Annotated in this window: 16 protein-coding genes and 1 rRNA gene; 13 read left to right on the top strand and 4 right to left on the bottom strand. The window is 77.4% G+C overall.

What is annotated here, in order from left to right:
• Positions 1 to 3: 3 nt before the first annotated feature.
• From rrf to ACI8AX_RS20990, 3 genes are all read left to right on the top strand, one after another.
• A 5S ribosomal RNA gene (gene rrf / locus ACI8AX_RS21000) occupies positions 4 to 120 on the top strand.
• 1,108 nt (positions 121 to 1,228) lie between these two features.
• Positions 1,229 to 2,083, top strand: a complete 855-nt coding sequence (locus ACI8AX_RS20995) for a hypothetical protein (RefSeq protein WP_456551804.1) — start codon at positions 1,229 to 1,231, stop codon at positions 2,081 to 2,083.
• A 106-nt stretch (positions 2,084 to 2,189) separates the two neighbouring features.
• A complete protein-coding gene (locus ACI8AX_RS20990; RefSeq protein WP_456551803.1) occupies positions 2,190 to 2,549 on the top strand; it encodes a single-stranded DNA-binding protein in 360 nt (119 codons plus the stop codon).
• Positions 2,550 to 2,555: 6 nt separating this feature from the next.
• Here the strand turns inward: ACI8AX_RS20990 and ACI8AX_RS20985 are convergent, their stop codons facing one another.
• Positions 2,556 to 3,818 carry a DUF1015 domain-containing protein gene (locus tag ACI8AX_RS20985; RefSeq protein WP_456551805.1) on the bottom strand — a complete coding sequence of 421 codons (1,263 nt, stop codon included), beginning with the start codon at positions 3,816 to 3,818 and terminating at the stop codon, positions 2,556 to 2,558.
• Positions 3,819 to 3,971: 153 nt separating this feature from the next.
• On the opposite strand from ACI8AX_RS20985, the gene ACI8AX_RS20980 reads away from it, so the two are divergent.
• Positions 3,972 to 4,361, top strand: coding sequence for a tetratricopeptide repeat protein (locus ACI8AX_RS20980; protein ID WP_456551802.1), 390 nt, complete (start codon positions 3,972 to 3,974; stop codon positions 4,359 to 4,361).
• Complete coding sequence (locus tag ACI8AX_RS20975; protein ID WP_456551801.1) at positions 4,358 to 5,443, top strand: HAD-IIA family hydrolase; 1,086 nt, start codon at positions 4,358 to 4,360, stop codon at positions 5,441 to 5,443. The genes ACI8AX_RS20980 and ACI8AX_RS20975 overlap by 4 nt, the downstream gene beginning before the upstream one ends.
• Before the next feature lie 58 nt (positions 5,444 to 5,501).
• On the opposite strand, the gene ACI8AX_RS20970 is transcribed toward ACI8AX_RS20975, so the two are convergent.
• Entirely contained in the window at positions 5,502 to 5,840 is a 339-nt protein-coding gene (locus ACI8AX_RS20970) for an alkyl sulfatase C-terminal domain-containing protein (protein ID WP_456551800.1), read from the bottom strand.
• A 254-nt stretch (positions 5,841 to 6,094) separates the two neighbouring features.
• On the opposite strand from ACI8AX_RS20970, the gene ACI8AX_RS20965 reads away from it, so the two are divergent.
• From ACI8AX_RS20965 to ACI8AX_RS20945, 5 genes are all read left to right on the top strand, one after another.
• Complete coding sequence (locus ACI8AX_RS20965; protein ID WP_456551799.1) at positions 6,095 to 6,250, top strand: hypothetical protein; 156 nt, start codon at positions 6,095 to 6,097, stop codon at positions 6,248 to 6,250.
• On the top strand, positions 6,250 to 7,047 hold the full coding sequence (locus ACI8AX_RS20960; RefSeq protein ID WP_456551798.1) for a TlyA family RNA methyltransferase: 798 nt from the start codon (positions 6,250 to 6,252) through the stop codon (positions 7,045 to 7,047). The genes ACI8AX_RS20965 and ACI8AX_RS20960 overlap by 1 nt, the downstream gene beginning before the upstream one ends.
• An 88-nt stretch (positions 7,048 to 7,135) precedes the next feature.
• Positions 7,136 to 8,167 (top strand): NAD kinase, encoded by a 1,032-nt coding sequence (locus ACI8AX_RS20955; RefSeq protein ID WP_456551797.1) that lies wholly within the window; start codon positions 7,136 to 7,138, stop codon positions 8,165 to 8,167.
• A complete protein-coding gene (recN, locus tag ACI8AX_RS20950; RefSeq protein WP_456551796.1) occupies positions 8,145 to 9,971 on the top strand; it encodes a DNA repair protein RecN in 1,827 nt (608 codons plus the stop codon). The genes ACI8AX_RS20955 and recN overlap by 23 nt, the downstream gene beginning before the upstream one ends.
• A gap of 134 nt (positions 9,972 to 10,105) precedes the next feature.
• Complete coding sequence (locus ACI8AX_RS20945; RefSeq protein ID WP_456551795.1) at positions 10,106 to 10,822, top strand: methylase; 717 nt, start codon at positions 10,106 to 10,108, stop codon at positions 10,820 to 10,822.
• Positions 10,823 to 10,834: 12 nt separating this feature from the next.
• Here the strand turns inward: ACI8AX_RS20945 and ACI8AX_RS20940 are convergent, their stop codons facing one another.
• Positions 10,835 to 11,014, bottom strand: a complete 180-nt coding sequence (locus tag ACI8AX_RS20940) for a hypothetical protein (RefSeq protein ID WP_456551794.1) — start codon at positions 11,012 to 11,014, stop codon at positions 10,835 to 10,837.
• Positions 11,015 to 11,236: 222 nt separating this feature from the next.
• Positions 11,237 to 11,899 carry a TetR/AcrR family transcriptional regulator gene (locus tag ACI8AX_RS20935; protein ID WP_456551793.1) on the bottom strand — a complete coding sequence of 221 codons (663 nt, stop codon included), beginning with the start codon at positions 11,897 to 11,899 and terminating at the stop codon, positions 11,237 to 11,239.
• A 372-nt stretch (positions 11,900 to 12,271) separates the two neighbouring features.
• On the opposite strand from ACI8AX_RS20935, the gene steA reads away from it, so the two are divergent.
• From steA to ACI8AX_RS20920, 3 genes are read left to right on the top strand one after another with little or no spacing between them, the layout of a single operon-like run.
• Positions 12,272 to 13,459 (top strand): putative cytokinetic ring protein SteA, encoded by a 1,188-nt coding sequence (gene steA / locus ACI8AX_RS20930; RefSeq protein WP_456551792.1) that lies wholly within the window; start codon positions 12,272 to 12,274, stop codon positions 13,457 to 13,459.
• Positions 13,456 to 14,406 (top strand): copper transporter, encoded by a 951-nt coding sequence (locus tag ACI8AX_RS20925; RefSeq protein ID WP_456551791.1) that lies wholly within the window; start codon positions 13,456 to 13,458, stop codon positions 14,404 to 14,406. Before steA ends, ACI8AX_RS20925 begins: the two co-directional genes overlap by 4 nt.
• Positions 14,403 to 15,248 carry a hypothetical protein gene (locus tag ACI8AX_RS20920; RefSeq protein ID WP_456551790.1) on the top strand — a complete coding sequence of 282 codons (846 nt, stop codon included), beginning with the start codon at positions 14,403 to 14,405 and terminating at the stop codon, positions 15,246 to 15,248. The genes ACI8AX_RS20925 and ACI8AX_RS20920 overlap by 4 nt, the downstream gene beginning before the upstream one ends.
• Positions 15,249 to 15,268 lie beyond the last annotated feature (20 nt).

The raw sequence follows: 15,268 nt of genomic DNA, 5'->3' as shown, positions 1-15,268 counted from the left end.
AGTTACGGCGGTCATGGCGAGAGGGAAACGCCCGGTCCCATTCCGAACCCGGAAGCTAAGCCTCTCAGCGCCGATGGTACTGCCCTGGAGACGGGGTGGGAGAGTAGGACACCGCCGGACAACCATTGCAGAACGGGGGTCGGAGCCATGTGCTCCGGCCCCCGTTTCTGCGTTGTCCGCCATTCCCACCATTTCGGCGCACCGCCGCGTGCGCAGACAGACATCGAGGTACAGACGACACATGACCGGACCGCGACGAGACGGGGACCCGCGCGACGGGCGAGGTGGCGGCACGGACCGACCTCAGCGCAGGAGCGCCGGCGACGCCCGGCGCGGCGGGTCGGGAGGACGTGCGGTGGGTGGCGGAGCCGGTCAGGGCAGGGGCTCCCGAGGGGCGGCTCCCGGCGGCCAGCGGGGGCAGACCACAGGATCCCCGCGGCGGCAGTGGGAGGAGCGCAGCCCACGGGACGAGCGCTCCCGCGGTCGCGACGGCGGAGCCTCGGGTGCCGACCGGCGGGACTGGCGTGACCGGAGCCCGTCCGCCGGGCGACCGGGGAGCGACGGGACCGGGCGCGGTCGCGTGGCCGGCCAGGGCCGTGCCCCTCAGACCGGGTCGACCGCCCGCGGCGGCCGGCAGGAGTGGCGGGACCGCCGGGAGGACGGGTCGCGCGGTGGCGGCGAGCGACCGCAGTGGCGGGCCCAGTCCGGCGGCGGTCGCGGTCGGCCGGATGCGGCGGGATCGAGCGGTCCGCGCGGTGGAGCGGCCGGTGGGCGCACGGGAGCCCCCTTCGCCGACCGCAGCGACCGTGGCCGTGGAGGCCCGGCAGGACAGGACCGTCCCCGCCGGTACGGGCCGGGCGGAGGTGACGGCGATCGCCGTGACCGCCGGCCCTCCGGCGAGCGGACCGGCGGCGACTGGCGGGACCGCCGTCCCTCGGCTGAGCGCAGTGGCGGCGGCGGCGACTGGCGCGACCGCCGTCCCTCGGGTGAGCGCAGTGGCGGCGCCGGCGACTGGCGGGACCGTCGTCCGTCGGGTGAGCGCAGTGGCGGCGCCGGCGACTGGCGGGACCGTCGTCCGGGAGGGCCCCGCGGTGGAGGCGGACGCGACCGGGGACCTGCGGCCGGCCGTGGCCGTCCCACCCGGCCGCAGCACGGCGAGCGCACCCCTCCCGTCCCGAGTGGGCCGGAGATCCCCGAGTGGGCCGACCCGCGTGACCTCGATCCGGCGGTGCGCGGTGCGTTGCGCAGCCTGGAGCCGCGGAACGCGCAGCGCGTGGCCGGTCACCTGGTCGCTGCCGGCACCCTGGTGGACGAGGAGCCGGAGCAGGCCCTGGCCCACGCGCGGGCCGCGCGGGACCGCGCCTCGCGCATCGCTGCGGTGCGCGAGGCCGTGGGCGTCGCCGCTTACCACGCCGGCGACTACGCCGAGGCCGCGCGAGAGCTCCGGGCCTACCGCCGGATGAGCGGTGACGAGGGGTACCGCGCCGTCCTCGCCGACTGCGAGCGGGCCCTCGGTCGCCCCGAGGTGGCGCTGCGCCTCGTCCGCGAGGCGCTGGCCGCCGGCGCGGCCGCGGAGGAGACCGTCGAGCTGCGCCTCGTCGAGGCCGGTGCGCGTGCCGACATGGGCGAGGTCCCGGCGGCGCTCCTCGTCCTCGAGGGAGCCCTCGGTGGCCGGCCCCGGCTGGAGACCCTGGACCTGTCCGAGGAGACCGTCCTGCGGCTGGCCAGCGCCTACGCCGACCTGCTAACCGCTGCGGGCGACCCCGCGGGGCAGCGCTGGCAGGAGGCGGTCGCCGCGGCCCGGCCGGAGGACGACGACGTGGCCTTCGGCGAGGAGGAGCTGCCTCTCCCCGCCGGGGATGCCGGTGAGACCGCGGACGTGGACGTGGACGTGGACGACGACGTGGACGTGGACGACGACGTGGACGGCGGCGGAGCGCCGGAGGTCGACGAGGACGACCTCCTCGACCTGCCCGGCACGTCCGACGCCGACATCGAGGCCGAGGTCGCCGAACTGCTCGGTGAGACCGGCGTGCACGACCAGGACGCCGGGGACGACGGGCCGCCGCTCGCCAACGCCTGACCACGCGCCACCGACGATCCGGCGCCGCCCGTCCACACCGGCGGTCGGCGTCCACAGACCCCTCTGGAGGCAGCCCCCCGGACCGGCGCGCCGGGAGGCTGCCTCCATGAGCGTCGCAGTGATCGACCGGAACGACGTGGTGCTGCGGGGCCGGATGGCCGCCCCCGCCGAGCACCGCGAGCTGCCCAGCGGTGACACCGTCGTGTCCTTCCGCATCAAGGTCCGCCGCCCCGACCCGCGGCCCGGCGGCCAGACCGTCGACGTGCTGCAGTGCGTCACCTTCGACCGTGCCCTCCAACGGCGCGTGGCCGCCTGGGAACCGGGCGACGTGGTGGAGGTGGAGGGCGCGCTGCAACGCCGGTTCTGGCGCACCCCGGCGGGCACGGCCTCGATGGTGGAGGTCGCCTGTCGCCGGGGCCGGAAGGTCACCCGGGCGACGGGCGGGTCGACGAGCGCCTCGGCGTGACGCCGGTCAGCCGTGTGGGCGGAACACCAGTCCGGTCCGCGGTTTCGGCACGAACAACGTCGACTTGCGCGGCATCCGCGCTCCCGCCCGGGCGACGGCGGCGACGTCGGCGGGCGAGGGTGCCCGGAGCAGCACCGCGATCCCGGACCGTTCGGCCGCCGAGCGCAGCGCCTGGTCGAGGTCGTGGGCGACGTCGACGTCGTCGGGTCCGTCGCCACGGCCCCAGAGCCGGTCGAAGAGCCCGGCATGGGCGAGGACGACGTCCAGCCGGCGCCAGGCGGCAGGCGCCTCGGCGGGGACGGCGCCGCGGACGACGTCGTCGGGGCGGTCCAGCTGGACGAGCCGGCTCCCGTCGGTGACGAGGAAGCCGGCCTGGCCGGTGTCCCGCTGCCAGCGGTGCACCGCGTCGACCAGCGACGTCCGGTCGGCGACGTCGACGGGCGTCGTGCGGAAGCCGCGCGCGGCGCCGGCGATCGCGGTGTCGAGGTCCAGGCCGGGCAGCACCCGGTGGATCGGCTCGACGCGCAGCCCCCCCGGTCCCATGGGCGTCACCAGCGCGAGGACGGCCGCCGGCTCGTGTCCCGGGCCGACGTCGCGGGCGTGCGCGCAGGCGGCCGCGAACCGGTGGTGACCGTCGGCGATCACCGCGGCGGTCCGGGCCAGGGCGGCGTGGACCTCGCGCAGCAGTGGCGGGTCGCTCACCCGCCAGAGGAGGTGGGTGACGTCGTCGGCGTCGACCAGGCGCAGGTCGGGGGTGCCGGAACGCGCGGCGTCGGTCAGGGCGGCGACCGCCGGGTCGGGGTCGTGGGCCAGCACGATGGGCTCGAGGTCGGTCTCGGTCGCTGCGAGCAGGGCGCGCCGCCCCTCGACCGCGGCCGGGAAGGTGTCCTCGTGCGGGAGGATCGCCCGCGAGCCCGGCGGGGGGAGGACGACGGCGCCCAGCCAGCCCACCGTCGCCGGGGCTCCGTGCGGCGGCCGGAGCTCGTACACCCACAGCGCCGGCTCGCCGTCCCGCTGCAGGACCTCCCCGGCCTCCCACTCGCGGAGGGTCCGTGCGGCATGCGCCATCACGCGCGCGGCACGGTCCGCAGGCCGACCGGCCGGGACACCCGACGGGTCCGGGAGGATGAGGCGCACCACGTTGTGCGGGTCGGCGGCCGCCAGCCGGTCACGAGCCGCGGGGGACACCAGGTCGTAGGCTGGCGAACTCACCCGGGCCAGGTGCTCGGGGTCGTGCCGCCGGTACGTCAAGGCCCGGAAGGGCCGCACGTCCAGTCCGGTCGCCTCGGCGGACAGGGACTCGGACGGCGACTGCGGCACAACGGGAATCGTAGGAGCGGCCCGCTGCGGTCCGCGGCGGACGGCGTCCGGGCGGTCGCGCCGGGCGGTCGTGGGCGACAGCGGCCCGGACGGGAGAGCGCGGTGACCGGGACACCCGAGGGCGGTGTGTACGAGTGGTACCAGCGCGGCCTGCAACTGCTGGCCGGCGGTGACCCGGCCGCGGCCGCGACGCTGCTGTCGCGGGCGGCAGAGGCCGAGCCGGGGTCGCGCAGCCTGCGTGAGGCGCTGGCCCGGGCGCAGTACGACGCCGGGCGCTACCAGGAGGCCGTCGACAGCTTCACCCGGCTGATCGCCGAGAACCCGGCCGACGACTACGCCCACTTCGGCCTCGGCCTGGCGGCCAGCCGCGCGGGGGACCTCGAGCTCGCCGCCGAGCACCTGGCCCTCGCGGTGGCCCTGCGCCCGGATCTCGGGCACTACGCCCGGGAACTGCGCGGTGTGCGGGCCCGGCGCACGCGAGGTGCCCGGTGAGCCGCCCGGCGGACGTCCCGCTCGCGGCGGGCAGCGTCCGGCCACCCACCGCGGTCCACGACGTGGCGCTGCTGGACCTCGACGGGGTGGTCTACGTCGGCCCCGACGCGGTGCCCGGCGTCCCGGAGGCGCTGGCCGGCGCCCGGGCCGCCGGCATGCGCCTCGGCTACGTCACCAACAACGCCGCCCGCACCCCCGAGGACGTCGCCGCCCACCTCACCGAGCTCGGCGTGCCGGCCTCCGCGGGCGACGTGATCACCAGCTCGCAGGCGGCGGCCAGCGTCGTGGCGCAGCGGTGGGGGAGCGGCGCCCGGGTGCTGCCGGTCGGCGGTCCCGGCGTGGCGACCGCGCTGCGGGCTGCCGGGCTCGCGGTCGTCGACCGGGCCGAGGACGGGCCGGACGCGGTCGTGCAGGGCTACGGCCGCGAGGTCGGCTGGGCCCAGCTGGCCGAGGCCGTCGTCGCGATCCGGGCCGGTGCCCGGCACGTCGCCACGAACACCGACGCCACCATCCCCTCCCCGCGCGGCCCGCTGCCCGGCAACGGCGCGATGGTCGGCGTCGTCGCGGGCGTGACCGGTCAGGCGCCGCTGGTCACGGGCAAGCCCGACCCCGCGATGCACGCCGAGTGCGTGCGCCGCACCGGTGCCCGCACCCCGCTGGTCGTCGGCGACCGCCTCGACACCGACATCGAGGGCGCCCGCCGCGCCGGAGCCGCCAGCCTGCTCGTGTTCACCGGCGTCACCGGACCGGCCACCCTCCTGGCGGCGGCGCCGGACCAGCGACCCGACCTGCTCGCCCACGACTGTGGGGGCCTGCTCGTGGCGCACCCGGCGGTGGTCGCCGACGGCGACCGGTGGCGGTGCGGCACCTGGTGGGCCGTCGCCGGGGACGCCGGCCTCGTCCTCGGCGGCGGGGGCGAGCCCGCCGAGGGGCCGGCGGACGACGGCCTCGACGGGCTGCGGGCGCTCTGCGTCGCGCACTGGGCGCGCTCGCCGGAGGAGGGCGGGCTCCCGCCGAGCGTGGGCGCCGACGGCGGACCCGCGGCAGCGGCGCTGCACCGATGGGGCCTGACCGGCGACTGACCGGTGGGCGGAGCGGCGACCGGAGCGGCGGACCGGACCGGCGAGCGCCCCCGGCCCCTCAGAGCAGCGAGCGCAGGCGCAGCATGTCGCGCAGCCCGGCCTCGAGCTTCACCCGCCCCGAGGCCCACGCCTTGCCGAACTGCAGCTGCCCGTCGGTCAGCGCCACCAGGTCGTCGCTGGTCATCGTCAGCCGGATGTCGGCCTTCGGGAGGTCCGGGGCGTCGTCCTCGGCCCGCAGGTCGCGCACCGAGCCGCCGGCGAGGCGGCCGCGCAGCACCTGCCCGAGGTCGGGCAGCCGGCACGACAGGGACCGGTCGAGCCCCTGGGCCGCCGGGTTGGCCACCAGGTCGCCCAGCACGCCCTGGAGCGCGGTCATGCACTGCTCGATCGTCGCCACGCGGGCGGACCTCCTCGTCCTCGTTCGGGGTCGTGCGGCTCCGGTCGACGCGGCCGTGGCCGTCGTCCCCGGCCGGTAACCTCGCAACCGGGACCTGACCCCACCACACCTCCCGGGCGGCCGCCCACGCCGCCTGCCCACGACCACCCCGAGAGGCGACCGCGATGTCCGAGCCGAGCCGGCCTCGTCCCGTCCCCGGGCCGCCGCCGGGTGCGGTCGCGCGGCCCGTCCCGGCGCCGCCCGCGAGCCCCCGGGTGGAGGGCGCCCAGGGGCCGCAGGCCGGGCCGGACACCGCGGCGGAGGGCCGCTTCGCCGACCTCGACCAGCGGCCGGTGGGCGAGCACGTCGGGGTCTTCGAGGCCGAGCACGCCCGGCTCGAGCGCGAGCTGCGCACGATCGACCAGGTCTGATGGCACGCCGCAGCCGGCTCGACGCCGAGCTCGTGCGGCGCGGCCTGGCCCGCTCGCGCGAGCACGCCGTCGCGCTGATCGCCGAGGGCCGGGTCGCGGTCGCCGGGCGCGCCGCCACCAAGCCCGCGACCGGGGTCGAGGCCGGCACGCCGGTCGTGGTCCGCACCGACCCCGACGAGCCGCGCTGGGTCTCCCGCGGGGCGCACAAGCTCCTGGGGGCCCTCGACGCCTTCGCGGTACCGGTCGAGGGCCGCCGGGCGCTGGACGCCGGCGCCTCGACCGGCGGCTTCACCGAGGTGCTGCTCAGCCGCGGCGCGGCCGAGGTCGAGGCCGTCGACGTCGGCTACGGCGAGCTGGCCTGGTCGCTGCGCACCGACGACCGGGTGCACGTGCACGAGCGGACCAACGTCCGCACCCTCACCCCGGAGCAGATCGGTGGGCCGGTCGACCTCGTGGTGGCCGACCTGTCCTTCATCTCCCTGCGGCTGGTGCTGCCCGCGCTCACCGCCTGCGCGACCGGCGAGGCCGACCTGCTGCCGATGGTCAAGCCGCAGTTCGAGGTCGGCCGCGAGCGGCTGGGCACCGGCGGCGTGGTCCGCGACCCCGCCTCCCGCGCGGCGGCGGTGCTCGAGGTCGCTCAGGCCGCCGCCGCGCTCGGCTGGGGCACCGCAGGGGTGGTCGCCAGCCCGCTGCCCGGGCCGGCGGGCAACGTCGAGTTCTTCCTCCACCTGCGCCGCGACGCCGGCCCCCCGGAGGAGGCCGCCGTGCTCCGGGCCGTCGAGGAGGGGCCACGGTGAGCGCTGCGGCGGGGCCCCGTCCGGCGGCGGGGTCAGCGGCGGGGGAGAGTCGTCGGCGGGACGGCCGACACGGGGAACGGGAGGCGACGTGACAGACGGCATCGCGGCCGGGTGGGGCTCCGGCGGCGCCCGGCACGTGCTCCTGGCGGTCCACACCGGCCGGCGCGACATCGTCGAGCTGGCCCGCGAGGCGGCCGACCGGCTCATGCGCGCGGGCATCACCGTGCGCCTGCTCGACGACGAGGCGCCGGACCTGGGCATCGAGGGCGCCGAGGTGGTGCCCGCCGACGCCGACGCCGCCCGCGGCGCGGAGATCGTCATGGTCTTCGGCGGCGACGGCACCTTCCTGCGCGCCGCCGAACTGGCCCGCTACAGCAACGCCGCGCTCATGGGCGTCAACCTCGGCCGGGTCGGCTTCCTCGCCGAGACCGAGCCCGAGGCCGTCGAGGAGACCCTCGCCGCCATCGAGCGCTGCGAGTACTCCGTGGAGAAGCGGCTGGCCATCGAGGTCGACGTCCTCGACGCCTCCGGCTCCGTGGTCGGCGGCACGTGGGCGCTCAACGAGATCTCGGTGGAGAAGGCCGAACGGTCGCGGGTGCTCGACGTCGTCATCGGCATCGACGGCCGGCCGCTCACCAGCTTCGGCTGCGACGGCGTCCTGTTCGCCACGCCGACCGGCTCCACCGCCTACGCCTTCTCCGCCGGCGGCCCCGTGGTGTGGCCCGACGTCGAGGCGCTGCTCCTCGTGCCGACCAACGCGCACGCGCTGTTCGCCCGGCCGCTGGTCACCAGCCCCGACTCGGTGATGACGGTGGCGATCCCGCCCGACGGCAACCGGGCGCGGGTCTCCGCCGACGGCCGGCGCTCGCTCGACGTCCCCGACGGCGGCCGCGTGGAGGTGCGCCGGGCCGCCCGCTCGGTGCGGATCGCCCGCGTGCACGCCACGAGCTTCGGCGACCGCCTGGTGGCCAAGTTCGGCCTGCCCGTCCGTGGCTTCCGGGAGGCGCGGGCCCACGGTCCGGGTCACGAGGCGCCGACCGGGCGCAACGTGCTGGCCCGCGACGTCGTCGGGGCCGAGGGCCGGGAGGAGGTGGCCGGTGCCGCGGACGAGCACGCGTGAGCGGCAGGCGCGGTCCGCGCCGCCCGCACCCGCGCCGGAGACGGCGCCCCCGGCCACCGCGGGGAACCGGCTGGGCCGGCTGACCGAGTTCCGCATCCGCGGCCTGGGCGCCATCGACGACGTCACCCTCGAGCTCGGCCCCGGGCTGACCGTGGTCACCGGTGAGACCGGCGCCGGCAAGACCATGGTGGTCACCGGGCTCACGCTGCTCTTCGGCGGCCGCGCGGACCCCGGCCGGGTCCGCGCCAACGGCCGCGCCGGGGTCGAGGGCCGGCTGCTGCTGCCCGGGGACTCCCCGGTGTGGGAGCGGGCCGCCGAGGCCGGCGCCGACCCCGACGACGACGGCAGCCTGATCCTGGCCCGGACCGTCAGCGCGGAGGGGCGCTCGCGGGCGCACCTGGGCGGGCGCAGCGTCCCGGTGGGTGTGGTCGCCGAGCTCGCCGAGGGGCTCCTGGCGGTGCACGGGCAGAGCGACCAGCTGCGGCTGTCCCGGCCCGCCGAGCAGCGCCGGGCGCTGGACCGCTACGCCGGACCCGACCACCTCGCCCTGCTCGACCGGTACCGCGCCGCGTACGCCCGCTGGCGGGAGCTCAGCGCCGACCTGGACCGCCGCCGCGGCCAGGCCCGCGAGCTGGCCCAGGCCGCCGACGTGCTGCGGCACGGGCTGGAGGAGATCGACGCGGTCGCCCCGCAGCCCGGCGAGGACGACGAGCTCGACGCCCTGGCCCGCCGGCTCGGCGACGCCGACGCGCTGCGCGGTGCGGCCGACGAGGCCCGGCTGGCGCTGGTCGGCGACGTGACCGGCGACCTCGCCGGCGGCGGCGAGCTCCCGCAGGACGCCACCGCGGCGCTGGCGAGCGCCGAGCGGGCGCTGGCCGCCTCCGGCGACCCGGCGCTGGTGCTGCTGGCCCAGGACCTCGCCGACGCGGTCGCCGTGGTCTCCGACGTCGCGGGGCAGCTGGCGAGCTACGTCACCGACCTCGACGCCGACCCCGCGCGGCTGGCCGAGGTGCTCGACCGGCGGGCCGCGCTGACCGCGCTGGTCCGCAAGTACGCCGACCCGGGTGAGGGCGTCGCGGGGGTGCTGACCTGGGCGGAGGACGCCCGGGGCCGGCTCGAGCAGCTCGACGTCTCCGACGAGGCGCTGGACGCGCTCGCCGCCGAGCGCGACGCCGCCCGCGGCGAGGTCGACGAGCTGGGCCGCGCGGTGTCGGCGGGCCGGCGCGCCGCCGCCGACGGCTTCGCGGCCGAGGTGGGGCGCGAGCTGGCCGGCCTGGCGATGAAGAGCGCGCGGGTGTCCTTCGCCGTCGACAGCCACCCCGACGAGCCCGGCCCCGAGGGGGTCGACGAGGTGGCGCTGCTCATGGCCGCCCACCCCGGCGCCCCGCCGCGGCCGGTGCACAAGGGCGCCTCCGGCGGTGAGCTGTCCCGGGTGATGCTGGCCATCGAGGTCGTCTTCGCCGGCGCCGACCCCGTGCCGGTGATGGTGTTCGACGAGGTGGACGCCGGGGTGGGAGGGCAGGCCGCGGGGGAGATCGGCCGCCGCCTGGCCCGGTTGGCCCGCGACCACCAGGTCGTCGTCGTCACCCACCTGGCGCAGGTGGCCGCCTTCGCCGACACCCACCTGGTGGTGGACAAGTCGCCCGACACCGGGGCAGGCGTGACCGCCACCGACATCCGGGCGGTCGAGGACGAGGACCGGGTGCGCGAGCTGGCGCGGATGCTCTCCGGACTGGCCGACAGCGACACCGGTCAGGCGCACGCCCGCGAGCTGCTCGCCGTCGCCGCCGAGGCGCGGAACTGACACTCCCTGCCATCGCACGGGGGAGGGGAGGAGTGACCGCGCGGAGGCGGGGGTAGGGGGTCGATCGTGCGCAACCGAGAGCAGGTCAGCGAAGACCACCACGCGGCGTCCGCGGCCCCCGCCGGGGCCGCGCGATGAGCTGCTTCTCCTCCGCCGACGAGTCGGCGCACTACGGCTTCAGCGTGTGCATGCTCCTCCAGCACTACCGCGAGCAGCTCGGCTGGGAACGCGACGGCGTCGTCGAGCTCGGCACCGGTGACGCCACCGCGATCGCCGACGTGGTGGCCGGCCTGCCGGGCCTGCGGGTGCGCAGCTTCGACATCAGCGCGCCGTCGGTGGAGCGGGCGCGCGCCAACATCGCCGAGCGCGGGGTCGCCGACCGCTACACCGTCGAGCTGGGCGACTTCTTCGACGGCGCCGACTCCACCGGCGCACCGGCGGCGCGCACCGTGATCTCCAACCCGCCCTACATCCCGGCGCCCGACCGGGAGATCCTCATGCCCGAGCTGTGGGGCGGCATCTACGGCAACGACCTGTCGCTGGCGCTGATCAAGGCCGGCTACGACAACGTCGTCGTCGCCGTCCCCAGCTACTCCGACCCGGTCACCACCATCGGCACCGCCGCCGACCTCGGCTACCGGGTGGTCAACTTCCTCGCCATGGGCCTGGACTTCGGCCCGTACAGCGCCGAGCCCAAGGTGGCCGAGCACATCCGGCGGATCGTCGCCGAGGGCCGCGGCTGGGCCGGCGAGGCGGAGTACATGGTCGCGGTCGCACTCTTCACCCGGGACGACGCCATCCCCGGCGACCGGTCGGCCCAGCTCCTCCGGGCTCTCCAGCTCCCCGCCTGACCGCCTCCCGGCTCAGCCCAGCGGCACGCAGAGCGCCGCGGGGTCGTCGGGGCAGCCGGCGGCGGCGTCGTCGACGACGTCCCACGGTCCCGCGGCGTCCGCCTCGTTGCGCAGCCCGGAGACCCGGAGGACCACGTCGTCCAGCGGCGCCCCGTCGCGGGCGACGACCCACATCGACACCGTCGTGGTCATGCCCATCCCAGACCCGTGCCGAAGCCGTCGCTCGTGGGGGAGGTCGTGCCGCGGACAGCACCACGAGCAGCCCTAAGCTCACCGGGCGAGGCGGGGCACCGGCACACCCTGGCGGAGCGGCCCGCGGAACGGCACCAGGCGGTTCCGCCCGGTCACCGCCGCCCGGTCACCGCCGCCCGGTCACCGCCGCCCGGTCACCGCCGCCCGGTCACCGCCGCGCGGTCACCGCCGCTTGGCGTAGCCGGCCAGGCCGAACTGGAGCAGCGCCAGGCCGCGGCCGCCGCGGGCCAGCAGCTCCGCCGACAGCGCCGGGCCGGTGACGCCGGCCAGCACGCGGTCGCGAGCGAGCTCGAGCAGCCCCGCGTACAGGCCGAGGACGGCGTGCGCGGCGAGCCACGGCTCGAGCGACCCGGGCTCCGCGGCCGTCTCCTCGGTGATGAGCTCGGCCAGGGCCGCGGTCAGCTCACCGAGGATCTCCTTCTCGCGCACCTGCAGCGTCCGGCTGCCGCGGATGACCGCCGCCATCTCGGCGACACCGTGGGCGGCCTCCTCCGACCCCAGGCCGGCCATGGCGGCGACGACGAAGCTCCCCGCGGCCGCGGCCACCGACTCGCCGGCGGGCCGGCGGCGGACGGCGTCCAGCAGCGCGGCGCGCATCGGCGGGTCGGCCTCGAAGACCAGGCCCTCCTTGACGGGGAAGTGGTTGAAGACCGTCTTCTCCACGACGCCGGCCCGCTGCGCGATCTCCACGACGCTGACGGCGTCGAAGCCGCGTTCGGCGAACAGCTCGGCGGCGGCGTCCACGATCCGCGCCCGGGTCTGCTGACGGCGCCGCTCTCGCAGCCCCGGCCCGCGCAGCGCCCGGCGGCCCCGCCGTCCGCGCACCGGCGCGTCGTCCCCCTCCGGAACGCGTCCTGCCTCACCGCCGGCCGCCGGGGAGGACGCCTCCCGATCAGGTGAGCCGATCGTCGCGGGGGGCTCGGCGGGCGGCGCCGCGGGCCGCTCGGCGGCCGCCGGACCGGCGGCCTCACCAGGCACGACGTCGTCGGCCGGGCCGGAGGGACGGACAACTGCAGGAGCCCCGTGAGTCACGGCCACAACGCTAGACACCGGGACGGACCGGTCCGGCGGGGCGGACGCGGCGGCCGCGGTCAGCGTGTCGCGCCGGAGGTGGTGTCGGACACGCTCCGTGAGTGGATCGTCGCAGCTGCGCGTCGCGGGGAGGCGCCCCGGGGGCTGCATGGGAGCATCGACCCCATGCGCATCGGCACCCTGCGACGGAGCCGGGGCCAGGAGCAGGTGTCAGGCGTCCCCGGCACCGCCCGGCTCGACCGCCGCACGAAGAACCTCACCAAGCGGCTGCGGCCCGGTGACATCGCGGTGATCGACCACGTCGACATCGACCGGGTCAGCGCCGACTCGCTGGTCGCCTGCAAGGTCGCCGCGGTGGTCAACGCCGCGCCGAGCATCTCGGGGCGCTACCCGAACCTCGGGCCGGGGATCATCGCCGAGGCCGGCATCCCGCTGCTCGACGGCGTCGGCAAGGAGGTGTTCGCCGCCCTCAAGGAGGGCGCCGAGGTGCGCCTGGACGGCGACACGCTCCACCTCGCCGACGGCACGCCCGTGGCCAAGGGCGTGCGGCAGACGCCGGACACGATCGCCGAGGCGATGGCCGAGGCGCGGGCCGGGCTGTCGACCCAGCTCGAGGCGTTCGCGGCCAACACGATGGAGTACATGAAGCGGGAGCGGGCGCTCCTGCTCGACGGCGTCGGCGTGCCGGACGTGCGCACCCGCATCGACGGCCGGCACGTGCTGATCGTCGTCCGCGGGTACGACTACAAGGAGGACCTGCAGGCGCTGCGGTCCTACATCCGCGACTACCGGCCGGTGCTCATCGGCGTCGACGGCGGCGCCGACGCGCTCATCGAGGCCGGCCACACGCCGGACATGATCATCGGCGACATGGACTCCGTCAGCGACGACGTCCTGCGCTCGGGCGCCGAGGTCGTCGTGCACGCCTACGCCGACGGCCGCGCCCCGGGCCTGGCCCGCGTGCAGGAGCTGGGCGTCGAGGCGATCACCTTCCCGGCGGCGGCCACCAGCGAGGACATCGCGATGCTGCTGGCCGACGAGAAGGGCGCCTCCCTCATCGTCGCCGTCGGCACGCACGCCACCCTGGTCGAGTTCCTCGACAAGGGCCGCGGCGGCATGGCCTCGACGTTCCTCACCCGGCTGCGCCTGGGCGGCAAGCTGGTCGACGCCAAGGGCGTCAGCCGGCTCTACCGCAGCCGCATCTCGACCCTCACCCTCGTCGTCCTCGTCCTGGCCGCCCTGGTCTCGATCGGCGCCGCCCTCGCGGCGTCGACCGCCGGGCAGATCTACGTCGACCTGCTGGTCGACAAGTGGGACGGCTTCGTGTTCTGGCTGGAGAACCTCCTCTCGTGATCGACTTCCGCTACCACCTCGTCTCCCTCGTCGCGGTGTTCCTGGCGATCGCCCTCGGCATCGTCATCGGAACGACGGCGCTCAACGGCGCCGTCCTCGACGACCTCGAGGACCAGGTGACAGGCCTGCAGGAGGACAAGCGCAGCCTGGAGGACACCACCCAGGAGCTGCAGGCGCGGCTGGACACCGGCGACCTGTTCGAGGAGGCCGTGGGCCCGGCGCTGGTGGCCGACACCCTCAGCGGCGGCACCGTCCTGCTGCTCCTGGACGGCGACGACGTCGACGAGGACACCGTCGAGGCGGTCAGCACCCTGATCGGCGAGGCCGGCGGCACGGTGACCGGCACGGTGCGGCTGACCAGCGGCTACACCGACCCGGAGAACGACGCGGCGCTGCAGAACTACGTGACCGGCCCCGGCCTGCCGACCGGGGTGACGCTGCCCTCCACCGACGACACCGGCGAGCTGGTCGCCGCCGTGCTCGCCCAGGTGCTGGTGACCCCGCCGGGCGTCGTCCCGGCGCCGGACACCGCCGCCCTGTCCCAGGTCCTGGCCGGGCTGGCCTCGCTCGAGGTGCTGACCCAGGAGTCGCCGTCGGTCCAGCCGGCCGACCACGTCCTGCTGCTGACCCAGGACGGCCTGGACGGCGACGACGCCGAGCAGCGCCTGGGCACCCTGGTCGACCTCGTGCGCGCCCTCGACACCGCCGGCGCGGGTGCCGTGGTGGCCGGCAACGCCGCCGCGGCGGGGGAGAACGGCCTGGTCGGCGTCGTCCGCGCCGACCCGGAGACCGCCGCGCTGGTGTCCACGGTCGACAACGTCGAGAGCGCGGCCGGGCGGATCAGCAGCGTGCTCGCGCTCAGCCAGGAGGGTGAGGGCACCTCCGGCCAGTACGGCACCGGGGAGGACACCCAGCCCGTCCCGCCGGTGCCCGCCGCGACCCCGTGAGCCGCCGGCCGGCCGGTGCCCCGCGCCGGCTGCTCCTCGCCCTCACCGGCGCCGCCGCGGCCCGCGCAGGCCTGGCCGGCGCCGCCGCGCTCGCGGCCCGACCCGGCGGCGCGCCCTGGGGCCGAACCAACTACGCCGGCCGCCCGGTGACCCTGCTCGGCGGCCCGGCCCTCGCCGCCGCGGCCACCGCGAGCGCCGTCCTCGGCGCGCCGGCGGGGACCGCCGCCGCGGCGGCGCTGGTCGGCACGGTCTCCGGCGTCGTCGGCGGCTACGACGACCTGGCCGGGGCGCGGCCCGAGCAGGCCCGCGACAAGGGGTTCGCCGGTCACCTGCGCGCGCTGCGCGCCGGCCGCGTCTCCGCCGGCGCGGTCAAGGTCGCCGGCATCGGCGCGGCCGCGGCCGGCGCGGCGCTGCTGACCCGCCGTCCCGGGACGGGCCTCGCCGACGCGGTGGTCACCACCGGCCTGGTGGCGGGCACGGCCAACCTGCTCAACCTGCTCGACCTGCGCCCCGGTCGCGCCGGCAAGGTCGCCGCCGCGCTGGCCGCCGGCACGCTGCGCGGCCCCGGCGGCGGGCTGTCGGCCGGCCCGCTGGGCGCCGCGCTGGCCGTGCTGCCGGCCGACCTCGGCGAGCGCGTGATGCTCGGCGACTGCGGCGCCAACGCCGTCGGCGCCCTGCTCGGCCTGCGGCTGGCGGCCCTGCCCTCCCGCCGGTCGCGGACGGCGCTGCTGGGCGGCGTCGTCGCGCTCACGCTGGCCAGCGAGAAGGTCAGCTTCACCCGCGTCATCGAGGCGACCCCGGGCCTGCGCGAGCTGGACCGGCTCGGCCGACGCCCCTCGTGACCGGGCTCGCGAGGTCGCGC

The sequence above is a fragment of the Blastococcus sp. SYSU D00813 genome (assembly GCF_054050735.1).
This window is presented reverse-complemented; position numbering and strand designations above follow the sequence as displayed.

What these genes read in the sequence shown, in the direction of transcription:
- ACI8AX_RS20990 (WP_456551803.1), top strand. Translation starts at nt 2,190, where the DNA reads ATGAGCGTCGCAGTGATCGACCGGAACGACGTGGTGCTGCGGGGCCGG.
- ACI8AX_RS20960 (WP_456551798.1), top strand. Translation starts at nt 6,250, where the DNA reads ATGGCACGCCGCAGCCGGCTCGACGCCGAGCTCGTGCGGCGCGGCCTG.
- ACI8AX_RS20945 (WP_456551795.1), top strand. Translation starts at nt 10,106, where the DNA reads ATGAGCTGCTTCTCCTCCGCCGACGAGTCGGCGCACTACGGCTTCAGC.
- ACI8AX_RS20940 (WP_456551794.1), bottom strand. Translation starts at nt 11,014, where the DNA reads ATGACCACGACGGTGTCGATGTGGGTCGTCGCCCGCGACGGGGCGCCG.
- steA (WP_456551792.1), top strand. Translation starts at nt 12,272, where the DNA reads ATGCGCATCGGCACCCTGCGACGGAGCCGGGGCCAGGAGCAGGTGTCA.